The 1,569-nt window shown below is 37.2% G+C and carries 1 protein-coding gene; it reads right to left on the reverse strand.

All coding sequences use genetic code 11. The annotated features are described in order from the left end of the window. Window positions 1-105: 105 nt before the first annotated feature. Window positions 106-1,482, reverse strand: coding sequence for an IS4 family transposase (locus tag H131_RS22310; RefSeq protein ID WP_036132549.1), 1,377 nt, complete (start codon window positions 1,480-1,482; stop codon window positions 106-108). Between the last annotated feature and the right edge of the window lie 87 nt (window positions 1,483-1,569).

The raw sequence follows: 1,569 nt of genomic DNA on the forward strand, positions 1-1,569 counted from the left end.
TTTTTCAAGAAGAATGGTGTGTTTTATTTCTTTTGAAAAAGGGTACTAGTATTTTTAGGAATGCCAAATAGACCATCTGATTCAAGATGGCATTCTATGGTTTTCCTATATGAATTGAAGGTGTTTAAAGGCGGTTCCTTTGCTGGATTTTGTTTTCCAGGCGGTTTTTAGAAGTAATCGGGTGGTCGCTTGGACTAAGTCTTTAAATGCCTTCTCTTTTTTTATGCTCATTTCATAAAGTTTAGGCAAAACCTTTGTAGCGATACTACGCATAGCGACCATCTCACTAATTTCTATTTGCTTCTCTTCCCAAATGAAATTTCTTAATTGATAGGCAATCAATTGACTAATTAAATAAACGAGAATGGTGCCATATATGTGACAGAGCCATCTTTCTTTCTTCATCACTTTGAAATGGTCGATTGCCAAATAAGACTTCCATACTTTAAAATGTAACTCGACTTGCCATCGTAAGCGATATAGTTCGACGATTTGATGAGCAGAAATCGAGTCAGGTAGATTGGACATATAAATCGTAATGCCTGCTAAATCACGTACCACCTGTTTGGGTACCTTTCCCGATTTGACGGCACGTCGATTAATTTTTTGAATCTGCTGTTTTTTTCGCTGTTCATCATGGGAAAAAATAATACAACGAGCGGGAAAATGGGCATCTCGTCCGAAATAAACCTCTTCTAGTTCTAAATATTCTCCGGGTGCTAACTTTTCGCAAAGCCTCACTAAATCAATGCGATGATACAAACTACTTTGAATCACCTCTCCATTTGGATGATAGGAGGGGAATGGATTTTTAAAGGCCACATAGGCATCTGTTCTCACTTTTGTGATAAAAAAACTCTCTTTTTCCTCCATTTTTCGAAATTGCTCAAAATTAAAATAGCCTAAATCTTGTAGGCAAAGTTCATGTTCTGTCATAAATGGAATTCTATTTGCGCCCATTTTCGCGTCATTGCTGTTTTGAAAGGACACGTGAAGAAAGGTCGATCGACCTGAAAGGACATCCAATTCAAGCTGAATTTTTGCAGAGGCTTGTTGGGTTTTTTTTGTGCGCTTTTTTAAATGATTGGGTACGCAAACGGCAGTAGAATCCAGCACACGAATGCTTGTAAATGGCCAAGAATCCTTCAATGAGAGGGATGGGAGCTGTAACTGTTGTTGTTCGAGTAAAAATTCTTGAATAAGTCGTTGTAAAAAAGCAGTCGCTTCAGGCGTGAATTTTTTATCCACAGCGGCACGACTAATCAAAATATCTTGTTCCATTAGTAATTTTGTACAGAGGTCTTGAATTGTACAATTGACTAAATTCCCGTGAACATGAAAAAGTAATGAAAGAAAATCACTCGCTGTTACGAGACGTTTTCTTTTGATAAAACCCGTTTCCTTTGCGATTTCATCGACGCGCTCAGGGCGAATGCATTCAAATAACTTTTGGAGTAACTGTATATTTTTCGGTGTCTTCATAAAAATGACTCCTTCCAAAAAAGATTTGTATTTATCCATACCATCTTTTTCGAAAGAGTACACATTTTTGTTAAGTTGACAGCTATG

It is taken from the genome of Lysinibacillus sphaericus OT4b.31, from assembly GCF_000392615.1.
GTDB lineage: Bacteria > Bacillota > Bacilli > Bacillales_A > Planococcaceae > Lysinibacillus > Lysinibacillus sphaericus_B.